The sequence below is a fragment of the Collinsella sp. TF08-11AT genome (assembly GCF_003437035.1).
In the GTDB taxonomy this organism is placed as follows: Bacteria; Actinomycetota; Coriobacteriia; order Coriobacteriales; family Coriobacteriaceae; genus Collinsella.
This window is the reverse complement of sequence record NZ_QSRL01000017.1, coordinates 15,514-39,966: the sequence shown is the minus strand read 5'-3', so window position 1 is coordinate 39,966 and position 24,453 is coordinate 15,514. Positions and strand designations below refer to the sequence as shown.

Below are 24,453 nucleotides of genomic sequence, written 5' to 3'. Positions count from 1 at the left end.
GCAGGGCCGACTCGCTTCGAATCGGGCGCTACACCAACTTTCTCGACACTACCGGAAACAAAGAGAAGAGGGGTATGGTCACCACGGTTGCCGTCACCGCACTCTGTGGCGTAACCGAGCCCGCGTTCTACGGTTGCCTCATCGAGCGTCCCCGCCTGCTTGTCGGCACGGCAATCGGCGCGCTCTGCGCTGGACTCCCTGCAGGCATCTTTGTTCTGAAAGAGTATGTTGCGGGAGCATGCCCCGGCCTTCTTTCGGCACTCATCTTTATCGCTCCCGATGGGTCCATGGGCAACTTCGTGCTGGCATGCGTTGTCGCCATCATCGCCATCGTCGTCTCCTTCATCGCTGCACGCGTGATCATCAAGAAGAACCCCAGCTATATTGAGTAGATGCCCGCTGTTTGCATTGGGGACATCCTCGGCAGACCATTAGCAAGAACCCAAGAAGTCCCTTAGGAGCTCGATTAATCCATTCGGATTCCTGAGGCACAAACGACCCCGATTCCACAATGAAATCGGGGTCGTTGCTTCTAAAGCCGTGGATAGACAATCGGTGTTTACCTTAGCTCCCTATCCAAGTTAATTATCCACGCTCGTTCTCCGGTCGGGAGATTTTCTTCGCTCGCGTGTCCAGAAATCCACGCTCGCGCAGGACATCCAGGTCCGCACCCGCCCTTGTCTCGATCTGTAACAGCAAGAGGCCTATTCCGCTTCTACATGTTACAGATCAAGATATTCCTAAAACACCCTAAGTTTCATCTCAATCTGTAACAGCTAGATGCCAAATATCGGTCTTGGTGTTACAGATTTAGACAAACTAGAGGACGAGACAAACCAAAAACGGGATGGGCGCCAACCCGATGGCGCACCACCTAAATAGAAACGGGCCCTGTCCCACAAGGGAACAGAGCCCGAAACTCTCATGGAGCCAGTGACAGGAATCGAACCTGCAACCCACTGATTACAAATCAGTTGCGCTACCGTTGCGCCACACTGGCACACTTGGCGCTTTCGCGCGAAGCCAGTTAAGAATAAAGGAATTGCGGACGAGGCGCAACAGGCCCTTCGCCCGACCACATCTCAAAACTATTCGCCAGAACGAATAGTTTTATCCGTTCGCCAAAACCAAAAACTATTCGTTTTGGCGACGGCAACCCACAGTCCATTGATTACAAATCAACGGGCTGACCAATTGGGAAACGGGTCTCTATGGATAATCCCCTACCTCCCGCGCAGGGCCTTAAGCTTGGCCAGGGCATCGGGACTCAGGCGGCTGCCCAGAGTCATCTTGATCTGCGGGGCCTCCTCGGCCTCGTGAACGTCGTTATCAATCTGTTTGATCTCGTCCACCAGCATACGGCTCGAGATGCGCGTGACGCCCTTCCCCATGACGACAGCCTGGATCGTGCCGTCACTCGATACCACGGAGCACGCGCGGCCTTCCTCGCGTGCCTCGATGCAGAGCTTCTGCACCACGGTATCGGCAGAGACGCCCGTCGGCGAGAACTCGATGCGCACGCCGCGGGCCGGTAGGTTGGGGCGCTCGTTGGAGATGTTGCCCGCGCCGTCGAACACGATCACGGCCTCGTAACGGCCCTGGGCAAACGCCGCGACATCGTTGATAAGCGCAGTACGAGCCATATCGTGGACGTCGCTGGAATATGGATCGTCGGAATGGTCGTAGACGAGCTTTTCGTAGCGCGGCGTGCAGTGAATCACGTTGTAGCCGTCGACCACCAGCAGCTCGGGCTTATTGGAGTGCACCGTCGAGACCGGATCGGCGATGGCCTGCGCAAACGCATTGCCGCCCACACCATAGGTCGCGGCCGAAACGATCGGCTTGGCCGAGCCCTCGCCAAAGCGCTTGGCCTTGGACTTGGCGCGGTTCTTCTTGGACATGCGCTACTCCTCCCCCATGAGCTCGCCGGCATTGCGGCGCAACCACTCAAAGCACAGCGCAGTGGTCGCCTGGGCAACATTGAGACTCTCGGTCATGCCGCGCTGGGGAAGCTTGGTCAAAAAGTCGCATTTCTCAAGCACCAGGCGCGAGATGCCGTCGCCCTCGGAGCCCATGACGAGCGCAACGCGGCCCTCGAAGGGAGCATCCCAGCAGCTGCCCTCGGCGTGCTCGGAAGCACCGCCCACCCAAAAGCCGGCGGCCTTGAGGTCGTCGAGCGCTCGAGCGATGTTGGGAACCTGTGCGATGGGCAGATGCATAACGGCGCCGGCAGAGGTCTTGTAGCTGCCGACGGTCACACCGGCGGCGCGCTTGTTGGCAATGATGACGCCCGCCGCGCCCACGACCTCGGCAGAGCGCACGATGGCGCCAAAGTTACCGTCGTCGGTCACGTGGTCGAGCACGACGACAAGAGCCGGACCCTCGCCCGCGCGGTCGAGGATATCGGCAACATCGGCATAGGGGAAGTTGCCCACCTCGAGCGCAATGCCCTGGTGAGCGCCATGGCTCGACAGCGCATCGAGCTGCGCGCGCGGCACATACTTAATGCGGACACCCGCGGCGTTGAGATCGTCGACCAGGCGCGACAAGGCAGCATCGCGCTCCCCGCCCTCGGCGATGAGCGCGCACTTGACGGGAAAGCCGGTGCGCAGGGCCTCGGCGGCAGCACGGCGACCTTCGATAAACTCGCCCTTGGGGACCTGAATGTTGTCGCGGTTGCGATTTCGCTGCGGACGCGCAGCCTGGGCTTGGGAGCGCTCGCGCTGGCCCTTGGAAGCGGCAGCGCGGTCATTGCGGCGAATCGGGCGCGAGCCAGAAGCAGCCTGCTTGCCGCCACGAGACGCACGCTTGCGATTGTCGGCCATATAGCGACCTCCTTAAATAGATAACGAACAAGAATCGACCGTCCGAGCCACGGCACCTTGCCTTTCAATCGTCGGGCATGACCACCAGGTCTATGCCCTCCTCTTTCAAGGCAATCTGCCGCACCTCGAACGGTCGACAAATACTAGAGAGTCTTAATACGAGTGCCCGCAGCAGTATCCTCAATGGTGAGGCCCAGGTCCTTGAGCTGGTCACGGATGGCATCGGCCAGATCCCAGTTCTTGGCGGAGCGGGCCTCGGCGCGAGCCTCGAGAATCTTGGCAGCAGCCTCGTCCACATCGTCACCCGTGTAGGCAACCAGACCGGCGGCAACGCCCAGCAGTCCCAGCGGCAGCTCGACCTTGGGCTCGGGAAGCTCGACGCCAAACGTATCGAGCAGCTCGGTCAGCGTATCGGCGGCAGCCAAGACTGCGGCCTTGTCGGCAGCATCGCCCGCCTGCTCCAGATACTGATTGCACTCGGTGACAAAGCCAAAGACGGCACCCATGGCACCGGCGGTGTTAAAGTCGTCGTCCATGCACTCCTTAAAGGCGGCGCGAGTCTCGGCGGCCTTGGCGACAAATGCCTCGGCGGCAGCCTTATCGGCGTCGGCCGTCGCGTGGCTTGCAGCCCAGCGCAGGTTCTCGACCGTACCGGCGATACGCGTGAGCGAGTTCTCGGCACCCTCCAGGCGCTCCCAAGAAAAGTCAAGCGGCGAGCGATAGCTCGTCTGCAGCATCAGCAGGCGCAGAGCCGCAGCAGAGTGCTGCTCGAGCACCTCGGCCAGCGTAAAGAAGTTACCGAGCGACTTGGACATCTTCTCGCCGTCTACCAGCAGCATGCCCGTGTGCATCCAGGTGTTGGAGAAGCCCTGGTGCCAGGCGCAGGTGGCCTGGGCGCACTCGTTCTCGTGATGCGGGAAGGCAAGGTCGGAGCCACCGCCGTGGATGTCGATCGGGGTGCCCAGGTAGCGGTGCACCATGGCGGCGCACTCGGTGTGCCAGCCGGGACGGCCCTCGCCCCAGGGGCTCGGCCAGCTGGGCTCGCCGGGCTTGGCGGCCTTCCACAGGGCAAAGTCGAGCGGGTCGTTCTTGTCCTCGTTCTCCTCGATGCGCGCACCTACCATAAGGTCGTCGATGTTGCGGCCCGAGACCTGACCATAGTTGGGATCGCTGCGCACGGCAAAGTACACATCGCCGTTATCGGCTGCGTAAGCGTGGCCCTGCTCGATAAGCGTCTTGATCATGGCGATCATGGGGCCGATCTCCTTGGTGGCGCGGGGGCGCACATCGGGATCGAGCACATTGGCGGCGCGCATGACGCCGATGAACTTGTCGGAGAACTCCGTCGCGACCTCGGCAGCCGTACGGCCTTGCTCGTTGGCGCGCTTGATGATCTTGTCATCGACATCGGTGAGGTTCTGGGCGAACGTGACCTCGTAGCCGCTCGCGATGAGCCAGCGACGAATCACATCGAAGCTGATGAACGTGCGGGCGTTGCCGATGTGGATGTTGTCGTAGACCGTGGGGCCGCACACGTACATGCGGACCTTGCCGGACTCGATGGGCTGGAACTCTTCCTTTTTATGGGTAGCGCTGTTGTAGATACGCATTCGTTACTCCTTAACGGTTTTCTGTAGCAGGCAGACGGCCCAGGCGCCGATTCCCTCGCCCTGGCCTTCCCAACCGAGCTTTTCGGTCGTAGTGGCGGCGACGCCCACGTTTTCGACGTCAACGCCCAGGGCATGGGCAAGGTTGGCGCGCATGGCATCGCGGTGCGGGGTGATCTTAGGTTGCTGACAGGCAATGGTGCAATCGGCATCGACAAACTCAAAGCCCAGCTCGCGCGCATAGTCCATCACGCGAGCGAGCAGCACCATCGAATCGGCACCCTCGTAGGCGGGATCGGTGTCGGGGAATAGCTTACCGATGTCTCCCCCGCGGCAGGCGCCCAAAATGGCGTCGGCCAAGGCGTGCGCGAGCACATCGGCATCAGAGTGGCCCAGCAGACCGCGCTCGTAGGGAATGTCGACACCGCCGATGACACATCGACGCCCCTCCACCAGGCGGTGAACGTCGTAGCCGTGTCCAATGCGCAGGTTACTGAACATGGGGAAGGTCCTCTCCCTCGGCCATGCGGCCGAGCAGAATCGCGGTTACGGGACGCAGGTCCTCGGGCACCGTCACCTTAAGGTTGTCGCGCGGGCTCTGAACGCAGCGGACGCGCCCACCCATGCGCTCGACCAGCGAAGAATCGTCGGTGCCGATAAAGCCCTCGGCGATGGCTGCGGTGTGGACGCGCTTCATGGCGTCGACGCTAAAGATCTGCGGCGTCTGTGCAGCCCAATAGAGTTCGCGCGGCGGCGTCTCAACGATGTTATCGCCGTCGACGATCTTGAGCGTGTCGATCGCGGGCTGGCCGCACACGACACCGTCGAGGGCGCGGTCGCTCACGAGCACGTCGATAGCGTGATCGATCGCCTCGGTCGTAATGAGCGGACGGGCGCCGTCGTGAATGGCGACATATTCGAAACCCGCCGGAACCGCATGCACGCCGGCACGGGTGGAATCCTGGCGGGTATCGCCGGCATCGGCAAAGCTGATAGGCGTGTCATAGTCAAACGGATCGATGGCCAGGCGGCACATCTCGGCACGACGCTCGGCAGGGCAAACCACGACGATGTGTCCGACCTTATCGCTACGGTCAAATGCGCGGATGGACCAGCTCATAAGCGGACGACCCGCTACATTGACGAGCTGCTTGCCACCGGGGTTACCAAAGCGCTGGCCGCTGCCACCGGCAACGACTACGGCGCATACGGGCGCCATTATGCGTTCCCCTGTTTGGTGCCCTTCATGCGGTACAGGGAGTCCGCAAGAATGGCAGGGTTGTTAACGCCAAAGTCGCCCAGGCGCTCCGGATCCTCGCTGATGTCGTCCATGAGCTCCTGCAGCGAGCCGTACTCGTCGACAATCTTCTCGGCCACGCCGTCACGCACGACGGACACGCGGGAAAGTGTACGCAGGCCCAGCGGCGTCATGACGGAGTCCTCGTCCAGGTCGTCGTAACCCAGAACCGCCGCCACGTGCTGCGGGTCGGACAGATCTTTAGGCGTCATACGGGCGAGCTCGGCGCGAATCTTCTCGGCGTTTGCCTCGGAGGAATCGCTCGCGTAGTCGCGAATCATCAGGTCGTACTCGGTATCCATGCTGGAGCCGGCGAGCTGCTCGAGCTGCATCTGCACGAGCTTGCCCTGGTTGCCCAGCTTGACGATGCAATCCTTAAGCTCGGTCTTTGCCTGCTGCATGATCTCGAAGCTCGAGAAAATACCGGTAATGTCGGCGAGCGTAACGTAGTCATCGAGCTCGAGGGCCGTCAGGCGCAGCAAGGAGCGATCGAGCGACTGACGGGTGGTCTGGAGCGTGGCGACGAGCTGGTTGACCGAGCTCATGATGGTGGTGACGGGCTGGATCTCGTAGCTCTTGCCGTGAACGTACACATTGACGACGGCACGACGGGCCGAAACCGAGATCACGATGGCATCGGTGAGCACCGACATGCGAGCGGCGGTGCGGTGACGCATGCCCGTCTCGCTCGTGGCGAGTGAGGGATCGGGATTGAGATGGAAGTTGGCGCGCAGGATCTGGGTGAGGTCGCCGTCGATAACGATGGCGCCGTCCATCTTGGAGAGCTCGAACAGGCGGTTCGAGGTGAACGAAATGTTGAGCGGGAAGCCGTCGTTACCGGCAGCGAGCACGTTTTCGGTGTCGCCGACGCAGATAAGGGCGCCCAGGTGACCGGCGATGATCATGTCGAGGGCGGTGCGGATCGGCTGACCAGGTGCCGTCAGGCGGATGGCCTGTTCCATACGCTTTTGCAGCTCGTTCTTATCCAAGGCATCGCTCCCATCGTATACGCTCCATAAACGCTAAATAGTTTCTCACGGTTTGTCCTCGCGACGCTTGCGAAATCCGATGCTTACAGAATGAGCGAACACCGCTGAGAGCCTCAACCCAAATGAGCTGTTCATGTGGTAGCATCGGGATTCACATGAATGAGGGAGTAGTCGCGTGACCGGGTTCGCCTCCGGTGGCGCGGCAAGTCAACATACTGGCCGACACGGTCTGGCTTGCCTTAATGAACGAGACTCGTGGTTGTACGCGCGGCGCGTACGCCACGGGTCTTTTTTGTTGCTCCCCTGTCAGAAGTACACGCGGGTTCGCCCGCAAGGAGGGAGCCAAACCATGGGACTCGTAGAGCTCGTGCTGCTCGCCATTGGCCTTTCGATGGACGCCTTTGCCGTATCCATCTGCAAGGGCCTTGGCATGAAGAAGATCAACCTTAAGGTCGCCGTAGTGCTCGGCCTGTTCTTTGGCGGCTTCCAGGCCGGCATGCCCGTGATCGGATGGGCGCTTGGCAGCCAGTTTATGGGCATCATCGGCCCCATCGACCATTGGATTGCCTTTATCCTTTTGGCCTTCATCGGCGGCAAAATGCTGTGGGAGGCTTTTACCGAGGACGAGGATGAAGGCGACGGCAAGAATGCCGAAAAGATTGAACTGAGCGAGTACCTGATCCTCGCCATCGCCACTTCAATCGACGCCCTGGCCGTGGGCATCTCGTTCGCCGCGCTTTCGGTCGACATCGTTCCCGCTGTATCGCTTATCGGCGTCACAACGTTTATCTTCTCCGTCGCCGGCGTAGCGATCGGCCACACCTTTGGCGCGCGCTACGAAAAACCTGCCACCATCGTGGGCGGCATCGTGCTCATCCTCATCGGACTTAAGATCTTGCTTGAGCATCTGGGGATTTTGGCGCTGTAACGCCAAACACAATCGCTCAAAACTCAACGCCAGTACAAGGCCTCATGCAAAGTTTTGCATGAGGCCTTTTCGTGCAGACTTTTGCATGTCATACTGATATGCAAAAGTCTGCACGTTAGGAGATCGCCGTGAATACCCTTCCCATCACCACACCGCGCCAAGCTGGCATCTACGTGCGCCAGGCACGCGAGGCTCAGGGTCTCACCCGTGCCGCCCTCGCCAAAACGGCCAGTGTTTCAGAGCGCCTGCTCGCATCGCTCGAGCTAGGAGACGCCACCGGCATTCGACTCGACAAGTTGCTGTCCGTCTTTAACGCACTCGGCATAGGTCTCTTTGCGCAAAGCGATAACGACTCCATCGCATCGCCCTCCGAACATCCGACGACGAAAGCGGACCTCCCTATCGCGAACTCGAATGCCCTGCCAAAGCCAAGCGTAGGCAGACGACCCGCTCGACAAGGAACGCCATCTTCCTATGGTGCCTTGCTGGCCCAAATCGCAGCCGAGCAAGGCCTTTCCGACACTTCAGACCTCTCCTTTGACTGTAAGGTTGTGAAATAAATGGCAGAGATGGAGCTTGCGACCCTCATTTGTGGCGAAATCGCAGGCACTCTCCGGCAAGACGAGCATGGACTCTGCAGCTTTGTATACGCCCCAACCTATCGCGGAGCACCACTATCGCTTACAATGCCGCTTTCCAATCGCACGTATGGCCATAACATCGTCCGCCCGTTCCTATTTGGCCTTTTGCCCGACAGCCAAGAGCAGCGTCGCGCTATTGCCGCCGAGCATGACGTTGCATCCAACAACCCCGTCGCCCTCTTGTGCCATATCGGTCTTGACTGCGCAGGGGCCGTTCAGTTTTGTCGAACCGATCAATTAGGCGCCGCCCGCGGCAGGGTCTCGGCATACCGCCCGCTTACCAATTCTCAAATCGCTCACAAGCTCAAAGCAATTCGCGATGACGAAAGAGAGACATGGATGGGCTCCAACGAAAGCTGGTCCCTGGGCGGCAACCAAGGCAAATTTGCACTAGCTTGGCATGATGGCCAATGGTGCGAATGTCTAGGGTCATCCCCCACTACCCATATCTTCAAAAATGGTGTCGTTGGGTTCAAACATCAGGCCTTAAACGAATTCGTCTGCATGAAAACGGCTCGGCGTGTTGGCATTCCAACTGCCAACGTCTCCTATTGCACATTTGAAGACGAAGCCGCGCTCGTCGTTGAACGGTACGACAGAATTGTCAATAGCAGCGGAAATATCGAAAGGCTGCATCAGGAGGACTTTTGCCAGGCGCTCGGTGTATTGCCAAGCCAGAAATACACCGCCGACGGAGGACCAACCACACGAGACATCCAAGAACGACTGATTAACACAGTCCCCCACCACATGAATCTTGTGCTTTTTACCTATATGTTGTTCTATAACGCCATTATCGGAGCGCCTGACGCACACGCTAAAAACTACTCGCTCATCCTAGGTAAAGGCACAAACGCAGCGCTCGCACCCATGTACGATGTCGCATCGGGCTTGGCGTACGAGCGTATGCGCCGCCGGGCGCGCCTTGCCATGAGCGTTGGCGGCGAAAATCGAGTGGGGCGCATCGGTCCAGGCGCTATCCGCCGATACCACGGTATGGGCGACCCCGCGCTGGAGGCGGCGCTCACCGATGCCGGGCTATCCGAGAAGTTTTGCTTTGCGACCATGATGGACCTCGCCTACGAGGTGCCCATTTGCATGGAAGAGATCATGGACGAATACGCCGACCTGCCCGGCATGGCGGACCTGCGCGAGCACATGCTCGGCCCCGTCCGCGAAAACTGCCAGCGAACCCTCGACCTCATCAGGGCGGATATGGGCTAGACGCCAATCAATTTCCCATTTCTTAAAAGAAGAGAGGGGACACCTGTCGCAAAAGACCGGGTACCCCCTCTCGTAATGTCATTTGCAATCCGCTAGCACGTGGCTCGGACTGCTGCTAGCGCAACCTTTACGCGGCGAGGCGCTTGAGCACGTCGATGAGCAGCTCGTAGAAGCGCTCGGCAGAAGCGAGCTCCATGCTCTCGTCCGGGGTGTGGACATCGGAGAGCGTCGGGCCCACGGCGATGGCATCCAGGCCGTGCAGGGCCTCGGCAAACAGGCCGCACTCAAGGCCGGCGTGAATGGACTCGATGCGCAGCTCGGAGCCAAAGAGCTCGCGATAGCTCTCGACAAAGACGTCGCGGACCGGCGAATGCTCGGCATAGCTCCAGCCGGGATACTCGAACTCAAACTTGGCGTCGAAGCCCAGGACATCGGCAAGCGTCTGCAAACGATCCTTGAACTCGTTCTGCAGCGAGGTGATCGAGGAGCGCGGGGAAAGCATGATCTTAACCTCGTCGTCAGAGGTGGCAACCACGCCGATGTTGGAGGAAACCTCGACTGAGCCGTCGGTGGCGACGTTGCGGCGAATCACACCATTGGGGGCAAGACGCAGAGCGCGGATGAGGGCAAGCGCGGACTTCTGGTCCATGGCCTCGACCTCGGCGTCGTCGGCAATCTCGACGGTGCAGGTAAAGCCGGGGTCGAAGACCTCGAGCTCGGCAGTGACGTCGGCGATGATGTCCTTTGCGATCTGGGCCGCGGCCTCGGCGGCAGCGTGGTCGGCATAGACCAGAACAGCCTTGCACTCACGGTTGATGGCGTTGTCCTTGGTGCCGCCGTTAAAGCTCACGATGGCGGGCTCGCCGGCAACCATCAGGCGGTCGATGATGCGGGCCATGATGAGGTTGCCGTTGCCGCGCTCCAGGTGGATATCGCTGCCGGAGTGGCCGCCCAGCAGGCCGGAGATGTCGAGCGTGAGGGTGCTACCGGTCTTGTGCTCGCGCGCGATGGGGCAGGTGTAGGTAACGACGACGCCGCCGGCGCAGCTGACGGTGGCAACGCCCTCTTCCTCGGAGTCAAGGTTAATCATGGTGCGGGCGCTAATCTGGGACTTGTCGAGCGTCTCGGCGCCGACCAGGCCAGTCTCCTCGTCGGTGGTGAATACGCACTCGAGGGCGGGGTGAACGATCGAATCGTCATCGAGAACAGTGAGCATAAGCGCGACGGCGATACCGTTGTCGGCGCCCAGAGTGGTGCCGTTAGCGGTGAGGACGCCGTCCTTGACGACCAGGTCAATACCGTCGGTCGTAAAGTCGTGCTCAACAGAGCCCAACTTGTCGCACACCATATCGATGTGGCCCTGCAGCATCACGGTCGGAGCATTCTCGGCGCCGGCAGAAGCGGGCTTGCGAATGATGACGTTGTAGACCTCGTCCTGGTACACATCGAGGCCGCGCTCCTTAGCAAACGCAACCAGGAAATCGCTGATGCCCTTCTCGTTGCCAGACCCACGGGGGATCGCGCTGACCTCCTCAAAGAAATGGAACAGTTGGGCGGGCTCGTAGCCGGTGATCTTGTAATCCATGGTGCCTCCTTGGCGCAACTGGTTAGACAGTAAGACATGCGACTTGTATATTCCCAGACTTTGCGTGCATAAACCAGTCGAAAACGCCGAGCGCCCTTGCATCATCGGCTAACGGCGGGGAAACGCCACTTTATCAAGGTAAAGCAAGCTAGACGGGCCGTGCAGAGGGAACGTTGGACCCCCCAACCAACCTCAACGCCTGTTGAACATTAATGCATACACCATTGGTGTGTTTAATAAGATTCTTGTCCTCCGTCACGACGTAATCGGCATCAATGCGATTGGCGACGCCCAGCATCAGGTCGTCCTCAAAGTCATTGTGGTGGTACTTGAACACAAAGGAGTCGAAGACCTCGTCTGCACCGACCGGGGCGATGAGGGCTAGCTCGCGCATCTGTCGAACGCATGCCCAGGCCGTTTCGTCTGCCGCCGCAATGGCGTTATCGCTCAGTGAGCCAGTCTTTCTTCGGCACTCCTGCTTGATTGCCGCCGAGACAAGATATGAAACGTCTTTGACCGAAAGCGACGAGGCAAACAGGGCAATCCGCTCCGAGGCGTCGGCAATCTCGATCAGATGGACGACATTTGCCGTACGGTCGGACCTGCCAGAAAAATAATCCATCCATACGTTGGTATCGATTAACAGCTTGAGGACGCCTTCTGTGCTCATAGTTCCACCCACTCGGGATAGCGCTCCGCCATGGCCTCCTCATAGAGGTCGTCATAGTCTCCCGAGAACTCAGGGATGGGGATGCCGTATTTGAGGCACGAATCGCGAACGATATGGCTGCCTTGCGCGGCCCTTGACTCCATGCGCCGGGGCTCCACTCCGTCAGAAACCGGAGCCGCCGCGTCTCCCTTCGAGGGCATGCGTCCGTTAACGACCAGATACTCCCAAAGTGTCCGAACGGCTTGTGACGGCGTCATGCCAATATGAGTCAGGACGGCGTCTCCCGCCTCTTTGAGCTGGCGATCTATACGCACGTTCATCTGAACTGGCCGCGTGTCGAGTATTGACGTAGGCATATCAGCTCCTTTGCTATACTATATCTCGATTTTAGTATAGCACGGCAGATTGAAGCGCATTTCAATAGAAATGAGGGCGCTTCCTTATCGGAAACGCCCCCGTTATACAAGGTATGTTCAATCCCTACAGCGCACCAGAGCCGGCTTGCATCATGCCACCGGGGCCCGAGCTCACGCCACTGCTCACAGGCGCGGCGTTTCCGGTGTGCGGCGCCGCCGGAGCGGTATCGCCACCGAGCGTGCCCGCCGGACGCGGTGCCGGGATCTCGCCCGTGCCGTGGCTAAAGACAAACTTGCCATCGGCCACGTCGCACAGGACGGTATCGCCCTCGCCCCACTCGCCGGCCAGAAGCTCCTCGGACAGCGGGTCCTCGATGAGCTTTTGAATAGCACGACGCAGCGGACGTGCGCCATTGGTAAGATCGGTACCCTCGGCCACAATCTTGTCGTAGGCCGCATCGGTGAGCTTGATGTTCATGCCGTTTGCGATCAGGCGCTGGCGCAGATCGTCCACCAGCAGGTGCGCGATCTTGGTGAGATTCTCGCCCGTGAGCTTCTGGAACACCACAATGTCGTCGATACGGTTGAGCAGCTCGGGGCGGAACAGGCGCTTGAGCTCGCCCATCGCGCGGCCCTTGATTTCACTCGACGTGAGACCCTGCTCGCCGGTGGTGCCAAAGCCAACGCTCGCATCCTGTGCGATCTCGCGGGCGCCCACGTTGGACGTCATGATGATCACGGTGTTGCGGAAGTCGACCGTCTTGCCCTGGCTATCAGTCAGGCGGCCCTCCTCCAGCACCTGCAGCAGGATGTTGAAGATGTCGGGGTGCGCCTTCTCGATCTCGTCGAACAGCACGACCGAATACGGGTGACGACGAACGGCCTTGGTAAGCTGACCGCCCTCGTCGTGACCCACGTAACCCGGAGGGCTACCGATGAGCTTGGAGACCTCGAACTCGCTGCCGAACTCCGACATGTCGAAGCTGATGAGCGCGTCCTTGCTGCCAAAGAGGTACTCGGCGAGCGTCTTGGCGAGCTCGGTCTTGCCTGTGCCGGTGGGACCCAGGAAGATAAAGCTGCCGCCGGGGCGACGCGGGTCCTTGAGCGGCGAACGGCTGCGGCGCACGGCCTTGGCGACGGCCTCGACTGCCTCATCCTGACCGATGATGCGCGTCTTGAGCACGCTTTCGGTCTGCAGCAGGCGCCGGCTCTCGCTCTCGGTGAGCGAGGAAACCGGCACGCCAGAGGTCACGGACACGATGTCGGCGATCTGACTCACGTCGATGGTGAGCGGGCTGGCGTCGAGCTCGGCGGTCCAGGCGGCCTTGGCTTCGGCGAGTTCAATCTCGGCGGCCTTCTGCTGCTCGGTGATCTCGGCGGCCTTGTTCATGTCATCGCTCTCGGTGGCCTCCTGCGCGGCGGCCTTGAGCTCCTCTATACGCTGCTCGGCCTCGCGCACCGGCTCGGGCGCGCGATTCGCGGCGATGCGAGCGCGGGCACCGGCCTCGTCGATGAGATCGATGGCTTTATCGGGCAGGAAGCGATCCTGGATGTAGCGGTTGGAAAGGTTCGCGGCGGCCTCGATAGCACCCTGCGTATAGCGCACATGGTGGTGCTCCTCGTAGCGCGGCTTAAGCGCGGTCAGGATCTTGACCGTGTCCTCGACGCTCGGCTCCTCGACATCGATGGTCTGGAAGCGACGCTCGAAGGCCGGGTCCTTGGTGAGGTACTTGCGGAATTCCTCGGCCGTGGTGGCGCCGATAATCTGGAAGGCACCGCGCGCGAGTACGGGCTTGAGCATGGAGCTCGCATCGATGGAGCCCTCGGCAGAACCGGCACCGATGATGGTGTGCATCTCGTCGATAAACAGGATGACGTCGTCCGCTTCGGTGGCCTCCTGGATCACGTTCTTGAGGCGCTCCTCAAACTCGCCGCGATACTTGGCACCCGCCACGAGACCCGGCAGGTCGAGCGTCCAGATATTCTGGTTCATGAGGTTCTCAGGCACGTTGCCGGCTGCTATCTGCTGAGCCAGGCCCTCGACGATGGCCGTCTTGCCCACGCCGGGATCGCCCAGGATGAGCGGGTTGTTTTTGGTGCGACGCGAGAGGATTTCCATCATGCGCTGGACTTCCTTTTCGCGACCAATTACAGGGTCGAGCTCGCCGTCGCGCGCCTTCTGCGTGAGGTTGGTCGCGAACTGCTTGAGCGTGTCGGTGCCACTCCCCTTTTGCTGAGAGGCATCCGAGCCGCTAAAGAACGGCAGGCCCGCACCGGGACGCCCGGCACCGGCACCGGCGAGCGGACGCTTCTTGTCCTGGTCCTTGGCGGTGAGTTTCTCGATAGCCTTTTTAATGGAAGCAGACGACACGCCCAGGCGCATGAGGATGTCCATGGCCATGCCGTTGCCCTCTTCGACGATGCCGATCAGCAAGTGCTCGGTCGAAACGTAGGTCTGGTTGTTCTCGCGTGCCACGCGGAAGGAGCGCTCCATCACGCTGATGACGAGCGGCGTAAAGGCGAGCTTGGCAGCCTCGGTCTCCTCGCTGGGCTCGGGAACCGTGGTCTGGACCTCTTTGAGGGTATCCATGATGTCATCGTAGGAGATGTCGAGCGAACGCAGCGCCTCGGCGGCAATGCCCTCGTCCTCCTTGGCAAGCGCGAGCAGCAGGTGCTCGGTGCCCACCTTATTTGAGTGCAGATCGAGCGCCTCCTGCTTGGCCATGGACATGACCTTGCGCGCGCGATCGGTAAAACGGTCTAACATGCTAGTTCCTCTTAGACGAGCTAGTTTTTCAAACGCAAAGCGCCACTCGTGGCGGCGCTTTGGTCTCTTTACCCATATGGAGTATATGTTAACCGTTGGGACCTTTCCTGCCCGTAGCCGCGCGACAACGTCTACAAAAAAGGAATTGCCAGGTGCCTCTGCATCGGCCCAACGAGCGTGGATTTTCGGACACCCATTCCACGAGCGTGGATAATCTCCCGTTTTGAGCCCGTAAACAGGCCAAAAACGGGAGATTATCCACGTTCATGTTTTGCGGATCAGTTTCATTTGCACCAATTAGCTGGTGTGACGCCAGCGAGAGTCGGTGAGGGTTCTCGCCACGCCCAGGCCAACGGGCAGAAACGCCACAATGAGCACTGCACGCACAAACCAGCCGAGCATATTGACCGTGTCGAAGGTGCACATGTAATACATCGAGCGATACAGATACAAGCCCGGCACCATAATGACAATCGATGGCACCGTGAGGGCGATACGTGGGTAGGTGAGCTTGATTTCGGCTAAGCTCGCGAGCAGGCCCGATACCAGCGCACCGATAAACGCTGCCGCCTCGGGAGGCATACCTAAGCTCAGGCCCAGGAAGGGAAACAGCGCCGGCGCATCAACAAGGGTCAGACGCAAGGTATTGGACACGGCGCCGATCAGCCCAGCTGCCGCGGCCATCTTTACCGGGCTGTTGAACATCACCGAGAAGCCGAATACGCCAACAAAGCTCATCACCACGCGCAGGAGCGTAAGGGCAAGCGGCGAAAGGCCGAGCGGGGCAAAATCATCCGGTGCCAGCCCCACACACTCGGCAACCATCCAGCCCACAAGGGTCGCCATCACAATAATCGACACGGCATACGAAAGACGCTCAATGCCGCTTCGCATATCGAGCTTAGCGATGTCGAGGCCTGCCGTAATGAGGGGAAAGCCGGGAATCACAAAGAGCATGGCGCCGATATAGCCTTCTTGGTGCGACATTGCCCCCGGTACGACCTGGCCAAGGCCGAGCAATGTCAGCAGATACGAAACGCAAGCGAGCGCAACGCCAATCGTCAGCGCGCTAAACTGGCCAAGACCCTGCTTGAGAATATGAGAGCGAGCAAAGTTGCCAACACCAGCGCCTACGAATGCGCAGGCCATCTCGATAGGGCCGCCGCCGAGCAAAAAGACGAAGGCGCCGCAAGCACAAGCTGCCGCAAGGCCCTGTTGCCAGGGAGAGTAATCGGGTTTTGAACTCTCAACGGTCTTGAGCATCTCGTGGTATTCGTGCACGGTAAACCGGCGCCCATACGTCTCGATTTCCTTTAGGAAGCTCTCCATCATCCAAATGCGATGGGTATTGACTCCCGTTGTGGGCAGGCTGACAACCTCGTTAAAGCAGTGGCCATCTTCGATGCAGGTGCACTCAAACGACAGAAGACTTAAGTCAACGTGGACGGTGACACCGAGTACGGCGGCAACGCGATTCATGGTATCGCGTACACGCCAGGCACCCGTTCCGCTCGCGAGCATAAGCATACCGGTGCGGCAGATGATGGATGACTTATCGGTGAGCGGTGCATCGACGGCAAGCTCATCGCCTGCCGTCACGATCTGGTGCCAGTCTGTTTTCATATGGAGTGCGCCGGCACGAACACCGTGGTGCATGGGGGCTCTCGAAAGCAGCGAGTCAAGGCGCGAAGACTGTGGGGGCTCCGTTGATTCGTCCTCAACCTCATCAGTCTCTTCATCGACCAGATCAAATGAGTCAAGCGATGCCGGCTCGCGACGATCGATTAGCTCCTCATCCTCATCGTCAAAGTAATTGAACTGATCGAGCATGTCCTCTTCGATTGCACGCTCGCTCGCGTCGTCCATATAGACGCTCCCTTCCTACCGACTAACCCCCATCCTAGGCAGCAACGGCTAAAGGAAACATAAAAGAGACGGCTGCCATGCGAGCCATGTGCTCAATAGCCGTTGGGTAGTCGTTTAAGAACGTCCCCAATGACTATTGACGGCCAAGGCAACGCCGATGTATTGGCAACGTCAGCGAGCGGGCCGCATTTGAGACAAGGTGACGTGAAACGAAAGGGCGCTGACCTTCTGGTCGCGCCCTTGAAATTGAACGTCAGATTGTCCAAATGCGGCCCGCGCAGTGTCGAGCCGTTACGCGGTTCGTAGAACCGCGTAACTAGTTAGTACATCTTTGCGCCGGCGGGGATGGAAGCGTCGAGCTGGATCAGATTGAGACGCTCCTCGCCCTCCTCCTCGTGGATAGCGCTGATGAGCATGCCGCAGCTGGGAATGCCCATCATCTTGCGCGGAGGCAGGTTGGTGATGGCGAGCAAGGTCTTGCCGACCAGGTCCTCGGGCTCATAATAACCGTGAATGCCGGAGAGGATGGTACGATCGGTGCCGGTGCCGTCGTCGAGCGTAAAGTTCAGCAGCTTCTTGGACTTCTTGACGGCCTCGCACGCCTTGACCTTCACAGCGCGGAAATCGCTCTTGGAGAAGGTATCAAAGTCGACGAACTCCTCAAACAGCGGCTCGACGGCAATCTTGGAATAATCAACCGTGGGCTTGAGCGGCTTGACGAACGGGCTCGCGGTGTTGCCGGCCTCGGCAGCCTTGGCGGCAGCGGCACCGGACTGGAAACCCTTCTCGGGCTTCATGTGCGGGAACAGCAGCACGTCGCGGATGGAAGCCTGGTTGGTGAGCAGCATGACCACGCGATCGATACCGATGCCGATGCCGCCCGCAGGAGGCATACCGTACTCGAGGGCGCGCACGTAATCCTCGTCGTACTCCATGGCCTCGTCGTCGCCGCCAGCCTTCTCGGCCATCTGGGCGGCAAAGCGCTCGGCCTGGTCGACCGGGTCGTTGAGCTCGGAGAACGCGTTGGCGTACTCGTGACCGGCGATAACCAGCTCAAAGCGGTGCGTCAGGCGCGGGTCGTCCTCAAAGCGCTTGGCAAGCGGGCTGACCTCGATGGGGTAATCGCACACGAACGTGGGGTTGACGATGGTGTCCTCGCCCAGCTCATCGTAGATCTCGGCGATAATCTTGCCGGCGGTCCACTCGGGCTTAATCTCCAGGCCCTTCTCGCGCGCGGCAGCAGCAAGCTCCTCGACCGGCGTATCGATGGTGACCTGTTTGCCGAGCACGTCGGAGACGATGTCGGTCATGGGACGGCTGGCCCACTCACCAGAAAGGTCGATGGTCTGACCCTGGTACTCGATGACCTCGGGGTTGCCGATGGCCTTGTTAGCCGCCTTAATGACACCCTGGGCGAGCGCCTTCATGCCCTCGAGGTCGGAGAAGGCACGATAGGCCTCCATCGTGGTGAACTCGGGGTTGTGGGTAAGGTCCATGCCCTCGTTACGGAAGATACGGCCGATCTCGAACACGCGCTCAAAACCGCCGACGATGCAGCGCTTGAGGTGCAGCTCGGTAGCAATGCGCAGGTAGCACTCCTGATCGAGCGCGTTGAAGTGCGTGATGAACGGCTTAGCCGTAGCGCCGCCCTGGATGGTCTGCAGGATGGGGGTCTCGACCTCCATGTAGCCGTCGGACTCCATAAAGCGACGGAAGGTGGAGAGAATCTGCGAACGCTTACGGAACGTCTCGCGAACGTCGTCGTTGGCGATCAGGTCAACATAGCGCTGGCGATAGCGGGTCTCCTTATCGGAAAGACCGTGGAACTTCTCGGGCAGCGGACGAACGGCCTTGGCAAGCAGGGTCGCGCTCTTAGGGGCAACGGAAAGCTGGCCGCGCTGGGTGCGCACAACCACGCCGGTCACGCCCAGGATGTCGCCCAGGTCGAGGGACTTGAGCGTATTCCAGGCAGCCTCGTCCATGTCGTTGATGCGGCAGAACAGCTGAATCTCGGCAGTCGCATCGCGTACGACGATGAACATGATCTTGCCCTGACCGCGCTTGGCGACCACACGGCCGCCGATCTTCACGACGTCCTCGGTGTCCTCGCCATCGGCAAGCTCGGCGTACTTAGCCTCGATATCGGCAACGTAGTCCTCAAGCTCAGAGTGCTCGGGATAGGGGTTCTGGCCCGCCTCGAACAGGGCGGCGCGCTTGGCCAGGCGGGTGGCGCGCTCGTCGTTGAGCGTCGATGCCTGATCTGCGGCGTTCTGGTTCTCTGCCATAAGTTAGCTCCTCGAACTAAAACGCTCCCCAGGATTCGGTCCCAGGGAGCGAAAACATACCTTTACGCGGGACCGTGGTCTAGCGTGCAATCTTGGCGATGGTGTAGACGCGAGTCTTGCCGGAAGGCGTAACGACCTCGACGGAGTCGCCCTCGCCGTGACCGATGATGGCGTGGCCGACCGGAGACTCGTTGGAAATCTTGTGCTCGAGCGAGTTGGTCTCGGTGGTACCGACGAGCGTGACTTCCATGACCTCACCGTTGGGATCAATCAGAGAAACGGTGGAACCGATGGAGACGGTCAAATCACCTGTGGTGGCAGCAACCTGAGCGTTGGCAAGGATGGCCTGGATCTCGGCAATACGAGCGGCGTTCTGGGCCTGCTTGTCCTTGGCGGCATCGTACTCGGAGTTCTCCGAAAGGTCGCCGAACGCGCGGGCTTCCTTGATGTCCTCGACGATCTCCTTGGCGTAATCGCCCTCACGCCAAGCGAGCTCCTCGACGAGCTTCTGGCGGCCCTCAGCGGTCAGTACGATCTGGCTTGCGTCCATACGGATATCTCCCCAACTCTGATCAAACAATCAACTGTCAACAAAACGAAAAAGACCGGCTAGCCTGCGGGCAAGCCGGTCAGGTGCTCACCCCAAAGGGATGGGACTACTCTGCGTCCGCGTCGCTGTCCTCTGCCTGCTTCTTCTTGGCAGCAGCGAGCTTGGCCTCGAGCTCAGCGATCTCCTTGTCCTCCTCGGACTGCTCGACCACGACCTCCTCGGCCTGCTTGGTCTCGGCCTTATCGTCGCCCTCCATACCCTCACGGATATTCTTGACGGTAGAACCGAGGGACTTGCCGAGCTTCGGCAGGTTCTTGGGCCCGAAGATAATCAGGACAACGACGAGAATAATGATGAGCTCAGGAGCCCTCAGTCCAAACATGTAGACCTCCACAATACAGCGAGACAAGCTCGAATGAGTATACCGCGGGTATCGCGGTATCACAACAATAGCTAAAAAAAGGGACCGCAAGAAGCGGTCCCTCCTCATGCTCTGGTCGGGTTGACTGGATTTGAACCAGCGACCCCTGCGTCCCGAACGCAGTGCTCTACCAAACTGAGCCACAACCCGTTAGCTCGACTATAGTAACAAAGATTTCCGTCGTGTGCTAGAGAAATTTTTACTTCTTTGGCACTTCGATGCGAACCGTGTTGGGAATGAGCTCCGTCGCGCAGGACCACCAGCCGTTTTGCAGGGCAGCGTCGGCAAGCCCCTCAGCCGTGGCGACGGTGTCGCAAATGGCAAACGAGCAGGCGCCCGATCCGCACACATCTACAGCAACGGTGCCGCCTTGTTTACGCAGCCAATCGAGAACCGTTTGTATCTGAGGCTCCATCTGTGCGGAAATGACACCCAGGTTGTTATGGATGAGCGCATATGCCGTCTCAGCATCACCAGCACGCAAGGCAGAAGCTATCGCGCCGGGCTTGTCTGCAGGCACCGGGGCCTCGTCAAAACGTCGATAGGCTTCAATTGTCGAAACGCTTGCCTCGCGCGGCTTGACCAACACGACGGGCGTTGCGGGCAGCACGGGATACTCAGTTGCCAGCACGTCTCCCCCACCTACGTAGAACGAAGGGCTCGCGTGCAAAAAGAACGGGACGTCAGCACCAATGCCCCGCGCAATGTCGTCGAGCGCGGGGTCGGTGCGATCAATTCCCCAGAGCTCCGCCAAGGCGACAATGACCGCGGCCGCATCCGTCGAGGGACCGCCCAAGCCGGCGCACAATGGAATGCGCTTCTCAATCGTCACGCAGATGTTTGCCTCGCGACCATAATGCTCGGCCATAGCAACCGCAGCCCGATACGCCGTATTCTTTTGCATGGGAAAATCTGATGCCGGAACCGTCTGGACGGTCAGCGCCTGTGCCGGCGTAACCGTCACGGTATCGGAAAGACCGACAGCTGCCATCAGGGAATCGACCCTGTGGTAGCCGCGGTCATCGCGCTCGGTATGAACCCCCAGGTAGAGGTTAATCTTTGCCGGCGCGGAAAGAGTCAGGGACCGATCGGTCACCGCTAGTGCTCCTCGAGCTGATTGCCGAGCGGGGTAAAGATATGCTCGCCGCTCTCGGGGTCGAACAGCTCGACCTGACCGGTGAGGACATCGATATACTGGTAGGACTGACGCGACTTGCGGCCGCGGCGCTCGTCAACCTCGACGATAAAGACTGCCGGATGGACGCTCTTGATGGTGCCCATGCGCTCGACGACGCGGGTGCGGCCCATGTTGGCCTTCACCTTAACGCGATCGCCCACCATATCGGTCAGCTTCTCGTGGATGTCGTCGACGTGATTGACTTCCATCTCTTCCATGAACAGGGCCTCCAGAAGATGCAATTCAAAAAGGGGATAATACCCCTAAGATAGACAAAACTCTAATACTATAGCACCCTGTTGCGACCACGCGCAAGTAGCTAATTTGGCTACTTACAGATTGTCGGTATCGAGGACGATGGTGAACGGACCGTCGTTGACCAAGTCGACTTTCATATCGGCGCCAAAGATGCCGTGCGCCACGTGTTCGACATCTTTGCGAACGAGCGTCAAGAAGTACTCGTAGAGCTCGTTGGCAACATCGGGGGCGCCGGCATCGGTAAACGATGGGCGGCGGCCGTGACGGCAATCGGCGAACAGCGTGAACTGCGACACTACGAGAACCTCGCCGTCGACATCGGCAAGTGCCAGGTTGGTCTTGCCGTTCTCGTCCTCGTTAATGCGCAAGCCGCGGAGCTTGCCCCACAGCTTATCAGCCTCGGCGCGCGTGTCGCCGTGGCCCACGCCCAACAGCACCAGATAGCCGCGCCCAATTTTGCCCACGCACTCGCCGTCGACTGTCACGCCGGCATTGAGTACGCGCTGCACCACCGCACGCACGGCTTACTCCTCGCCCGTCAGTTTGGCGGATAGGTGCTCGAGCGCATGGAATCGATGGCTGATGGCGTTCTTCTCGTCCGCCGTGAGCTCGGCCATAGTCTTGCCCGGCGTATCGACCGGCAGGAACAGCGGGTCGTAGCCAAAGCCGTGATCGCCGCGGCCCTCGTGCGCGATAACGCCCTCACAGGCGCCCTCGCCATAGGTGACCAGGCCGTCCGTATCGATGAGCGCAACGACGCTCATAAAGCGCGCGGTGCGGTCCTCGTCTGCCACGCCTTCCAGATTCACGAGCAGCTTGGCATTGTTGGCGGCATCGTCGCCGTGAACGCCCGCGTAGCGCGCGCTATACACACCGGGCTCACCGTCCAGCGCGTCGACGACCAGGCCCGAATCGTCGGCAATGGCCATGAGCCCCGTCTCTTCGACGGCAGCCTGCGCCTTGATGATGGCGTTCTCCAAAAACGTCGTGCCGTTTTCCTCGGGGTCCTCAAATTCGCCCAGCTGGCCGAGCGCCACAAAGCGCACCTCGGGCATGACCTTGCCCAAAATGGCCTCGATCTCGGTGAGCTTATGGGCGTTGCCCGTTGCCACGACAATGGTCGCCGCCGGGTCGAGGGTGTCGATGTCGATCTTCTCAAGTGCCATGAGTGGTCTCCTTGTCTCTATAGCAATGCCGCGCCGAGGGCGACGAGGGCCTCCGCCTCTCCCCTCTCAATCAACGGCAGTCTTATACTTCGACGTTTTCCCAGATAAAACCTGCCAAAATAAACCTGTCCCTTTTTGGCAGGTTAGGCGAGGGCTTGGCGCTGAAGCTCGATGAGCTCGGCGATGCCCTTGTCGCCCAGGTCGAGCAGGGCGTTGAGACGCTTGCGGTCGAAGGGCGCCTGCTCGCCGGTGCCTTGGAGCTCAATCATCTCGCCGGTGTCGGTAGCGACGAGATTCATGTCGACCTCGGCGTGGCTGTCCTCGGAATAATCGAGGTCGAGCATGGTGTTGCCGTCGACAACGCCCATAGAGATGGCGGCAACCTGGCCCGTGAGCGGAATGCGCTCGATCTTGCCGGCCTCGACCCACATAGCAAGAGCATCATGCAGCGCCACCCAGGCACCGGTAATGCTCGCCGTACGCGTGCCGCCATCCGCCTGGATCACATCGCAGTCGACGGTGACGGTGTACTCGCCGAGCGCCTTCATGTTGACGACGGTACGCAGGCTACGGCCGATGAGACGTTCGATCTCCATGGAGCGGCCCTTACGCTTGGTATACTCGCGCTTGCAACGCTTACCGGTCGATGCCGGCAGCATGGCATACTCTGCGGTTACCCAACCGGCCTTGGCGCCCTTGCGCCAGCCCGGCACGCCCTCCTCAATTGTGGCGGCACACAGCACGCGCGTGTCGCCGAACTCAGCCAGGCACGAGCCGTGGGCATGTTTCATAACACCACGGGTGAGCTTGACGGGGCGCAGTTCATTGGCGGCACGGCCGTTGGCGCGGTTGACCTGCATGTACTCCATAGAAATATCCTTTCGGCAGAAGAAGAGGGCAAGTCTTTGGACGGTAACCCTACATCTATTTCAGTTCGTCGATATCAATATGTTCGATGCTCTTGAGCGGCTGGCCAAAGATAAAGCTACCCGCCACCGCAAACTCGGCAATGTTATCGGCCGTCGTCGCAAAGCGATGCTGAGGCTCGGCAGCGTCGCCCGCCAGCTGCTCGCGGCGCGTGAGGATATCGGTCAGCTCGCGCGTAGTCTCCTCGGCGGAACTCACCACACGCACCCCGGGCCCCAGCGCATGGCGAATAGGCCCCACGAGCAGCGGAAAGTGCGTACAGCCGAGCACCACGGTATCGATTCCGCGATCGCGCAGCGGCTCAACCGTGGCACCCACCAGCGCTCGCACGGCTGGCGTATCGAAGATGTCCTCGTTCTCGAGCCACTGCTCTTGCAGATGCGCGCCCGAGGCGAGCTCGTGTTCGACAACCTCGACAAAGCTCGAGGCAGGACAACCGTATACATCGACGCCGGCATCTAGATCCTGAATGGCGCGCGTGTAGGCGCCCGAGCGAATGGTGAGGTTGGTGGCGAGCACGCCCACGCGACGCGAACGGGTGCTGTTGATTGCCGCACGGGCACCCGGCGCGATCACGCCGATCACGGGAACGTCGAGCACCTGCTGGGCCAGACGCAAGGCCGCAGCTGTCGCCGTGTTGCAGGCGATGACCATAATCTTGACGTCGTGCTTCGACAGCCAACGGCCCGCCTGCAACGCAAACGAGCGCACCTCATCCTCGGTGCGCGTGCCGTAGGGGCAGCGTTTGGTGTCGCCGAAGTAGTAGACGGACTCGTGCGGCAGCACCGTCGCGATGGCGCGCGCAACCGTCAGACCGCCCAAACCAGAATCGAACACGCCAATCGGGCGCGTGTCGCCTGTCGGATTCTCGATATCGGACATTACCTCACCAGTCTCTCTCGAAAAGACATGTC

At 60.1% G+C, this 24,453-nt stretch carries 23 protein-coding genes, 2 tRNA genes and 1 pseudogene; 4 read left to right on the top strand and 22 right to left on the bottom strand.

Annotated features, from left to right (window positions below; translation table 11 throughout):
* Window positions 1-392, top strand: a pseudogene (locus tag DXC79_RS09200) (hypothetical protein); the annotation flags it as partial.
* 533 nt (window positions 393-925) lie between these two features.
* Here DXC79_RS09200 and DXC79_RS09195 read toward each other — a convergent pair.
* The 7 genes from DXC79_RS09195 to disA all read right to left on the bottom strand — a co-directional run bounded on the left by DXC79_RS09195 (window position 926) and on the right by disA (window position 6,691).
* Window positions 926-1,000, bottom strand: a tRNA-Thr gene (locus DXC79_RS09195).
* A 223-nt stretch (window positions 1,001-1,223) separates the two neighbouring features.
* Entirely contained in the window at window positions 1,224-1,901 is a 678-nt protein-coding gene (locus DXC79_RS09190; RefSeq protein ID WP_055309418.1) for an NYN domain-containing protein, read from the bottom strand.
* A gap of 3 nt (window positions 1,902-1,904) precedes the next feature.
* Entirely contained in the window at window positions 1,905-2,825 is a 921-nt protein-coding gene (gene rlmB, locus DXC79_RS09185) for a 23S rRNA (guanosine(2251)-2'-O)-methyltransferase RlmB (RefSeq protein WP_117635973.1), read from the bottom strand.
* 143 nt (window positions 2,826-2,968) lie between these two features.
* Complete coding sequence (gene cysS / locus DXC79_RS09180) at window positions 2,969-4,435, bottom strand: cysteine--tRNA ligase (RefSeq protein WP_117635972.1); 1,467 nt, start codon at window positions 4,433-4,435, stop codon at window positions 2,969-2,971.
* Window positions 4,436-4,438: 3 nt separating this feature from the next.
* Window positions 4,439-4,933, bottom strand: a complete 495-nt coding sequence (gene ispF / locus DXC79_RS09175; RefSeq protein ID WP_117635971.1) for a 2-C-methyl-D-erythritol 2,4-cyclodiphosphate synthase — start codon at window positions 4,931-4,933, stop codon at window positions 4,439-4,441.
* Window positions 4,923-5,651 (bottom strand): 2-C-methyl-D-erythritol 4-phosphate cytidylyltransferase, encoded by a 729-nt coding sequence (ispD, locus tag DXC79_RS09170; RefSeq protein ID WP_117635970.1) that lies wholly within the window; start codon window positions 5,649-5,651, stop codon window positions 4,923-4,925. The genes ispF and ispD overlap by 11 nt, the downstream gene beginning before the upstream one ends.
* A complete protein-coding gene (gene disA, locus DXC79_RS09165) occupies window positions 5,651-6,691 on the bottom strand; it encodes a DNA integrity scanning diadenylate cyclase DisA (protein ID WP_006234973.1) in 1,041 nt (346 codons plus the stop codon). The genes ispD and disA overlap by 1 nt, the downstream gene beginning before the upstream one ends.
* Window positions 6,692-7,067: 376 nt before the next feature.
* Here disA and DXC79_RS09160 point away from each other — a divergent pair, with 376 nt between their 5' ends.
* The 3 genes from DXC79_RS09160 (at window position 7,068) to DXC79_RS09150 (ending at window position 9,511) form a co-directional block, all read left to right on the top strand.
* Complete coding sequence (locus DXC79_RS09160) at window positions 7,068-7,646, top strand: manganese efflux pump MntP family protein (RefSeq protein ID WP_117635969.1); 579 nt, start codon at window positions 7,068-7,070, stop codon at window positions 7,644-7,646.
* Between the two features lie 128 nt (window positions 7,647-7,774).
* A complete protein-coding gene (locus DXC79_RS09155; protein WP_158551009.1) occupies window positions 7,775-8,206 on the top strand; it encodes a helix-turn-helix domain-containing protein in 432 nt (143 codons plus the stop codon).
* Window positions 8,207-9,511: a type II toxin-antitoxin system HipA family toxin gene (locus DXC79_RS09150; protein WP_117635967.1), complete on the top strand. Its 1,305-nt coding sequence runs from the start codon at window positions 8,207-8,209 to the stop codon at window positions 9,509-9,511.
* 127 nt (window positions 9,512-9,638) lie between these two features.
* Here the strand turns inward: DXC79_RS09150 and DXC79_RS09145 are convergent, their stop codons facing one another.
* From DXC79_RS09145 to murI, 15 genes are all read right to left on the bottom strand, one after another.
* Window positions 9,639-11,096, bottom strand: coding sequence for an aminoacyl-histidine dipeptidase (locus tag DXC79_RS09145; protein WP_117635966.1), 1,458 nt, complete (start codon window positions 11,094-11,096; stop codon window positions 9,639-9,641).
* Window positions 11,097-11,244: 148 nt separating this feature from the next.
* Entirely contained in the window at window positions 11,245-11,766 is a 522-nt protein-coding gene (locus DXC79_RS09140) for a PIN domain-containing protein (RefSeq protein WP_117635965.1), read from the bottom strand.
* The gene (locus tag DXC79_RS09135; RefSeq protein WP_099432102.1) at window positions 11,763-12,122 is read right to left on the bottom strand and encodes a type II toxin-antitoxin system RelB/DinJ family antitoxin; all 360 of its coding nucleotides are present in this window, start codon (window positions 12,120-12,122) and stop codon (window positions 11,763-11,765) included. The genes DXC79_RS09140 and DXC79_RS09135 overlap by 4 nt, the downstream gene beginning before the upstream one ends.
* A 124-nt stretch (window positions 12,123-12,246) precedes the next feature.
* A complete protein-coding gene (locus DXC79_RS09130; RefSeq protein ID WP_117635964.1) occupies window positions 12,247-14,889 on the bottom strand; it encodes an ATP-dependent Clp protease ATP-binding subunit in 2,643 nt (880 codons plus the stop codon).
* A gap of 297 nt (window positions 14,890-15,186) precedes the next feature.
* Window positions 15,187-16,755: a threonine/serine exporter ThrE family protein gene (locus DXC79_RS09125; protein ID WP_199408686.1), complete on the bottom strand. Its 1,569-nt coding sequence runs from the start codon at window positions 16,753-16,755 to the stop codon at window positions 15,187-15,189.
* A 320-nt stretch (window positions 16,756-17,075) separates the two neighbouring features.
* Window positions 17,076-19,040 (bottom strand): lysine--tRNA ligase, encoded by a 1,965-nt coding sequence (gene lysS, locus DXC79_RS09120; protein ID WP_117635963.1) that lies wholly within the window; start codon window positions 19,038-19,040, stop codon window positions 17,076-17,078.
* 79 nt (window positions 19,041-19,119) lie between these two features.
* Window positions 19,120-19,590, bottom strand: a complete 471-nt coding sequence (gene greA / locus DXC79_RS09115) for a transcription elongation factor GreA (protein ID WP_006234960.1) — start codon at window positions 19,588-19,590, stop codon at window positions 19,120-19,122.
* 106 nt (window positions 19,591-19,696) lie between these two features.
* Window positions 19,697-19,972 (bottom strand): twin-arginine translocase TatA/TatE family subunit, encoded by a 276-nt coding sequence (gene tatA, locus DXC79_RS09110; RefSeq protein ID WP_022094895.1) that lies wholly within the window; start codon window positions 19,970-19,972, stop codon window positions 19,697-19,699.
* A 112-nt stretch (window positions 19,973-20,084) separates the two neighbouring features.
* Window positions 20,085-20,161: transfer RNA gene (locus DXC79_RS09105), tRNA-Pro, on the bottom strand.
* A gap of 49 nt (window positions 20,162-20,210) precedes the next feature.
* On the bottom strand, window positions 20,211-21,107 hold the full coding sequence (gene ispE / locus DXC79_RS09100) for a 4-(cytidine 5'-diphospho)-2-C-methyl-D-erythritol kinase (protein ID WP_233503094.1): 897 nt from the start codon (window positions 21,105-21,107) through the stop codon (window positions 20,211-20,213).
* 2 nt (window positions 21,108-21,109) lie between these two features.
* On the bottom strand, window positions 21,110-21,406 hold the full coding sequence (locus DXC79_RS09095; RefSeq protein ID WP_006234957.1) for a Veg family protein: 297 nt from the start codon (window positions 21,404-21,406) through the stop codon (window positions 21,110-21,112).
* 114 nt (window positions 21,407-21,520) lie between these two features.
* On the bottom strand, window positions 21,521-21,967 hold the full coding sequence (gene dtd / locus DXC79_RS09090) for a D-aminoacyl-tRNA deacylase (RefSeq protein ID WP_117635962.1): 447 nt from the start codon (window positions 21,965-21,967) through the stop codon (window positions 21,521-21,523).
* 3 nt (window positions 21,968-21,970) lie between these two features.
* Window positions 21,971-22,612 (bottom strand): RdgB/HAM1 family non-canonical purine NTP pyrophosphatase, encoded by a 642-nt coding sequence (gene rdgB / locus DXC79_RS09085; RefSeq protein ID WP_117635961.1) that lies wholly within the window; start codon window positions 22,610-22,612, stop codon window positions 21,971-21,973.
* A gap of 143 nt (window positions 22,613-22,755) precedes the next feature.
* Window positions 22,756-23,481 carry a ribonuclease PH gene (rph, locus tag DXC79_RS09080; RefSeq protein ID WP_117635960.1) on the bottom strand — a complete coding sequence of 242 codons (726 nt, stop codon included), beginning with the start codon at window positions 23,479-23,481 and terminating at the stop codon, window positions 22,756-22,758.
* 55 nt (window positions 23,482-23,536) lie between these two features.
* Entirely contained in the window at window positions 23,537-24,421 is an 885-nt protein-coding gene (gene murI, locus DXC79_RS09075; protein ID WP_117635959.1) for a glutamate racemase, read from the bottom strand.
* Window positions 24,422-24,453: the final 32 nt, after the last annotated feature.

Excerpts from the sequence above, each read along its gene's own strand:
- greA (WP_006234960.1), bottom strand. The coding sequence starts at position 19,590 with ATGGACGCAAGCCAGATCGTACTGACCGCTGAGGGCCGCCAGAAGCTC.
- ispF (WP_117635971.1), bottom strand. The coding sequence starts at position 4,933 with ATGTTCAGTAACCTGCGCATTGGACACGGCTACGACGTTCACCGCCTG.
- DXC79_RS09135 (WP_099432102.1), bottom strand. The coding sequence starts at position 12,122 with ATGCCTACGTCAATACTCGACACGCGGCCAGTTCAGATGAACGTGCGT.
- DXC79_RS09140 (WP_117635965.1), bottom strand. The coding sequence starts at position 11,766 with ATGAGCACAGAAGGCGTCCTCAAGCTGTTAATCGATACCAACGTATGG.
- DXC79_RS09125 (WP_199408686.1), bottom strand. The coding sequence starts at position 16,755 with ATGGACGACGCGAGCGAGCGTGCAATCGAAGAGGACATGCTCGATCAG.
- tatA (WP_022094895.1), bottom strand. The coding sequence starts at position 19,972 with ATGTTTGGACTGAGGGCTCCTGAGCTCATCATTATTCTCGTCGTTGTC.
- ispD (WP_117635970.1), bottom strand. The coding sequence starts at position 5,651 with ATGGCGCCCGTATGCGCCGTAGTCGTTGCCGGTGGCAGCGGCCAGCGC.
- lysS (WP_117635963.1), bottom strand. The coding sequence starts at position 19,040 with ATGGCAGAGAACCAGAACGCCGCAGATCAGGCATCGACGCTCAACGAC.
- DXC79_RS09095 (WP_006234957.1), bottom strand. The coding sequence starts at position 21,406 with ATGGAAGAGATGGAAGTCAATCACGTCGACGACATCCACGAGAAGCTG.
- DXC79_RS09130 (WP_117635964.1), bottom strand. The coding sequence starts at position 14,889 with ATGTTAGACCGTTTTACCGATCGCGCGCGCAAGGTCATGTCCATGGCC.
- DXC79_RS09190 (WP_055309418.1), bottom strand. The coding sequence starts at position 1,901 with ATGTCCAAGAAGAACCGCGCCAAGTCCAAGGCCAAGCGCTTTGGCGAG.
- DXC79_RS09150 (WP_117635967.1), top strand. The coding sequence starts at position 8,207 with ATGGCAGAGATGGAGCTTGCGACCCTCATTTGTGGCGAAATCGCAGGC.
- DXC79_RS09160 (WP_117635969.1), top strand. The coding sequence starts at position 7,068 with ATGGGACTCGTAGAGCTCGTGCTGCTCGCCATTGGCCTTTCGATGGAC.
- rdgB (WP_117635961.1), bottom strand. The coding sequence starts at position 22,612 with ATGGCACTTGAGAAGATCGACATCGACACCCTCGACCCGGCGGCGACC.
- murI (WP_117635959.1), bottom strand. The coding sequence starts at position 24,421 with ATGTCCGATATCGAGAATCCGACAGGCGACACGCGCCCGATTGGCGTG.
- cysS (WP_117635972.1), bottom strand. The coding sequence starts at position 4,435 with ATGCGTATCTACAACAGCGCTACCCATAAAAAGGAAGAGTTCCAGCCC.
- rph (WP_117635960.1), bottom strand. The coding sequence starts at position 23,481 with ATGGAGTACATGCAGGTCAACCGCGCCAACGGCCGTGCCGCCAATGAA.
- disA (WP_006234973.1), bottom strand. The coding sequence starts at position 6,691 with ATGGAACAGGCCATCCGCCTGACGGCACCTGGTCAGCCGATCCGCACC.
- rlmB (WP_117635973.1), bottom strand. The coding sequence starts at position 2,825 with ATGGCCGACAATCGCAAGCGTGCGTCTCGTGGCGGCAAGCAGGCTGCT.
- DXC79_RS09145 (WP_117635966.1), bottom strand. The coding sequence starts at position 11,096 with ATGGATTACAAGATCACCGGCTACGAGCCCGCCCAACTGTTCCATTTC.